This window comes from Parvibaculum sp., from assembly GCF_035511255.1.
Lineage (GTDB): Bacteria > Pseudomonadota > Alphaproteobacteria > Parvibaculales > Parvibaculaceae > Parvibaculum.
In genome coordinates, this window is record NZ_DATKFR010000134.1 from 1 (window position 1) to 3,563 (window position 3,563).

A 3,563-nucleotide genomic window follows, 5' to 3' on the forward strand; every position below is an offset into this window, starting at 1 on the left:
GCTGCTTGGCTTCGTCGTCGGCGTGGCGCGGCTTTCGACCAACTGGCTGGTCGCCAAACTTGCCGCCGCCTATGTCGAGACGCTGCGCAACGTGCCGCTGCTGCTGCAGCTTTTCTTCTGGTACTTCGCGATCCTTCAGCCTTTGCCGGGTCCGCGCGAGAGCCTGACTCTGCTGCCGGGCGTCTTTCTCAGCAATCGCGGCATCGTCACCCCGGCGATCGAGCATACGTCATCGAGCCTCGCGGCCTTTCTTCTGCTGATCGTGGGCGTGACCGCCGCCATTTTTATCCACCGATGGGCACGGGCGCGGCGATTGCGCAGCGGCGAGATCTTCCCGACATCTATTGTTAACATCGTTATCATCCTTGCGCCGCAAGCACTTCTTTGGCTCGCCTTCGGCGAGCCATTCACGCTCGAGCCCGCCGCCATCGGCAAGTTCGACTATGTCGGCGGCTGGCGCCTGCTGCCGGAGTTTCTGGCACTGTTGCTCGGCCTGACGCTCTACACGGCGGCCTTCATCGCCGAAATCGTTCGCGCCGGCATCCAGTCCGTCGGACGCGGCCAGACGGAGGCGGCGCATGCGCTCGGCCTCTCCAACGGCCAGACGTTGCGCCTCGTCACCATCCCGCAGGCGTTGCGCGTCATCGTGCCGCCGCTGACGAGCCAGATCCTCAACCTCACCAAGAATTCCTCGCTCGCCGTCGCCATCGGCTATCCCGATCTGGTTTCCGTTTTCGCGGGCACGGTGCTCAACCAGACGGGGCAGGCGATCGAGGTCATCGCTATCACCATGGCGGTCTATCTGGTCATCAGCCTCGCGACCAGCCTCGCGATGAACCTCTATAATGCGCGCGTCGCGATCGTGGAGCGCTGACATGACCGCGAACGCCTCCATCAAATGGCTGAGACGCAACCTTTTCTCGAGCTGGTGGAACGGCGCGCTGACGCTGTTCGTGCTCTATGTTTTCTGGAGCACGATCCCGCCCTTCCTTGACTGGGCGCTCGTCCGCGCGGTCTGGAGCGGCGAGGGCCGCGAGGCCTGCCTCGGCCCGGACAAGGGCGCCTGCTGGCCCTTCATCTTCGCCAATCTCGACCAGTTCATCTATGGCCGCTATCCGACCGAGTTGCGCTGGCGCGTCGACCTCGCCTTTCTGCTCGGGCTCGCGGGCCTCGTGCCGATGCTGATCCCACGTGTGCCGGCGAAGCTCTGGAATCTTGGTTACCTCGTCGTCGCCTGGCCGATGATCGCCATCGTGCTGATCGCGGGCGACAGGCCGGGTCTCGTCGGCGTCGACACCGATCTCTGGGGCGGGCTTCTGGTGACGCTCGTCGTCGCGATCACCGGCATCGTCGCCTCGTTCCCGCTCGGCATTCTGCTGGCGCTCGGCCGCCGCTCCGAAATGCCGGTCATCCGCACGCTCTCGATCATGTTCATCGAATTCTGGCGCGGCGTGCCGCTCGTCACCGTGCTCTTCATGGCGAGCGTGATGCTGCCGCTCTTCCTGCCGCAGGGCGTCCGCCTCGACAATCTGCTGCGCTGCCTCGTCGGCGTCGCGCTTTTCTCGTCGGCCTATATGGCGGAAGTGGTGCGCGGCGGATTGCAGGCCGTGCCGCGCGGGCAATACGAGGCGGCGAGGGCGCTCGGCCTCAGCTACTGGCAGACGATGGGCCTTATCGTGCTGCCGCAAGCGCTCAGGAGCGTCATCCCCGGCATCGTCAACACCTTCATCGGCCTCTTCAAGGACACGACGCTGGTGCTGATCGTCGGGCTTTTCGATTTCCTCGGGCAGGTGCGTATTCAGCTCAGCGACATGCATTGGGCGACGCCGCAGGGCGCCGCGACCGGCTATGTCTTCGCGGCGCTGGTCTATTGGGTTTTCTGCTTCGGCATGTCGCGCTATTCCGTCTTCATGGAAAAGCGGCTGAACGCCGGGAGAGCAAGGTAAGGTTCATGGCCGACACGAAGAAGCCGATCATCGCCATCGAGCATGTCGATAAATGGTTCGACGATTTCCATGTGCTGAAGGACGTGAACCTCTCCGTAGCGGAAGGCGAGCGCATCGTCATCGCCGGGCCGTCGGGCTCCGGCAAGTCGACGCTGATCCGCTGCATCAACCGCCTCGAAGCGCATGACAGGGGCCGCATTGCGGTCGACGGCATCGAGCTGACCGAAGACCTGAAGCGCATCGACGAGGTGCGCCGCGAGGTCGGCATGGTCTTCCAGCAGTTCAATCTTTTCCCGCACATGACCGTGCTCGAAAACTGCACGCTGGCGCCGATCTGGGTCCGGAAGCAGCCGAAGGAAGAAGCGGAGGCGATAGCCATGCGCTTTCTGGAGCGCGTCCGCATTCCCGAACAGGCGGCAAAATATCCGGGCCAGCTTTCCGGCGGCCAGCAGCAGCGCGTCGCTATCGCCCGCGCGCTCTGCATGAACCCGAAGATCATGCTCTTCGACGAGCCGACCTCGGCGCTCGACCCCGAAATGATCAAGGAAGTCCTCGATGTGATGGTCGGCCTCGCTCATGACGGCATGACCATGATCTGCGTCACCCACGAAATGGGCTTCGCCCGCGAAGTCGCCGACCGCGTCGTCTTCATGGATCAGGGCGAGATCGTCGAAGAAGCGCCGCCTGCGGAGTTTTTCACAAGCCCCAAGAGCGAGAGGACGAAGGCGTTTCTGGCGCAGATATTGAGGGGGTAGTTTCCTGGGAGACAAGAAAGTCGTGGATACGCGGGTCAAGCCCGCGCATGACGAACTTGGTTAGTTTCGTAACCCCGAACACACGTCAAACGCGGGCATACTCTAGCGGCTCACTCCTCCACCTCGACCAAGCTTTGCCCGTAAGGCGAAAACCCCATCCGCTGATAGAGCGGTAGCGCGGCGGGGTGGTCCAGCGTGCAGGTCTGGACGATCAGGCGGTCGGGATTTTTCGTCCAGGCGAGCGCAATCGCCTCGCCGAGCAGGAAACGGCCCAGGCCCTGTTCGGTGAATTCCGGCACCAGCCCCAGAAACGAAAGCTCCGCCTGCGGCATGTTTCGGAAGTCGAGTTCGAAATAGCCGACCGGCGCGCCGTTGACATAGAGGACGTAGATCTCGACAGCATCGTCATGGACGATGGCGGCCAGTGTCTCGTCTGGAAGGTTGCGGCGGCTGACCCAGACATAGGGCCGCCCGACCGTCATGTAGAGATAGCGGTAGAAGTGCAGCGGCGGCTTCTCGGCCCGCAGCAGCGCGTATTTGCCGACCGGGCGCGGGGCCGGCGCGAGGCGCGGCGGCGCCGTCATTTCCAGATGGGTGACCGTCGTTCTGTGGAGCTTGCCCATCCCGCTGCGCCCGCCTCAGGCTTCGATGGGAAGGCCCCTGGCCGCACCCCATTCCGCCCATGAGCCGTCATAGACGGAGGTGCGCGGGTGGCCCAGCACGGCGAGGCCGAGGGCGAGGATGCAGGCGCTGACGCCGGAGCCGCAGGTCGTGATGACCGGTCGCGAAAGGTCGATGCCGGCATCGTCGAAAAGCCGTACGAGCTCTTCGCGTGACTTCAGCGTGCCGTCGGCATTGACGA

Annotated in this window: 5 protein-coding genes; 3 read left to right on the forward strand and 2 right to left on the reverse strand. The window is 63.8% G+C overall.

The annotated features are described in order from the left end of the window. The 3 genes from VMR03_RS04495 to VMR03_RS04505 all read left to right on the forward strand — a co-directional run. Positions 1-874, forward strand: an 874-nt coding sequence (locus VMR03_RS04495; protein ID WP_325402692.1) for an amino acid ABC transporter permease, incomplete at its 5' end; no start/stop codon positions are given. Position 875: 1 nt separating this feature from the next. Then, positions 876-1,946, forward strand: a complete 1,071-nt coding sequence (locus VMR03_RS04500; protein ID WP_414693146.1) for an amino acid ABC transporter permease — start codon at positions 876-878, stop codon at positions 1,944-1,946. A gap of 5 nt (positions 1,947-1,951) precedes the next feature. Then, positions 1,952-2,701 carry an amino acid ABC transporter ATP-binding protein gene (locus VMR03_RS04505; protein ID WP_325402696.1) on the forward strand — a complete coding sequence of 250 codons (750 nt, stop codon included), beginning with the start codon at positions 1,952-1,954 and terminating at the stop codon, positions 2,699-2,701. Between the two features lie 110 nt (positions 2,702-2,811). Here the strand turns inward: VMR03_RS04505 and VMR03_RS04510 are convergent, their stop codons facing one another. Further along, positions 2,812-3,324: a GNAT family N-acetyltransferase gene (locus VMR03_RS04510; protein ID WP_325402698.1), complete on the reverse strand. Its 513-nt coding sequence runs from the start codon at positions 3,322-3,324 to the stop codon at positions 2,812-2,814. A 15-nt stretch (positions 3,325-3,339) separates the two neighbouring features. Next, positions 3,340-3,563, reverse strand: a 224-nt coding sequence (locus tag VMR03_RS04515) for a sulfurtransferase (protein ID WP_325402700.1), incomplete at its 5' end; no start/stop codon positions are given.

Bases quoted from the DNA above. Each gene is read 5' to 3' on its own strand.
- VMR03_RS04510 (WP_325402698.1), bottom strand. From the start codon at position 3,324: ATGGGCAAGCTCCACAGAACGACGGTCACCCATCTGGAAATGACGGCG.
- VMR03_RS04500 (WP_414693146.1), top strand. From the start codon at position 876: ATGACCGCGAACGCCTCCATCAAATGGCTGAGACGCAACCTTTTCTCG.
- VMR03_RS04505 (WP_325402696.1), top strand. From the start codon at position 1,952: ATGGCCGACACGAAGAAGCCGATCATCGCCATCGAGCATGTCGATAAA.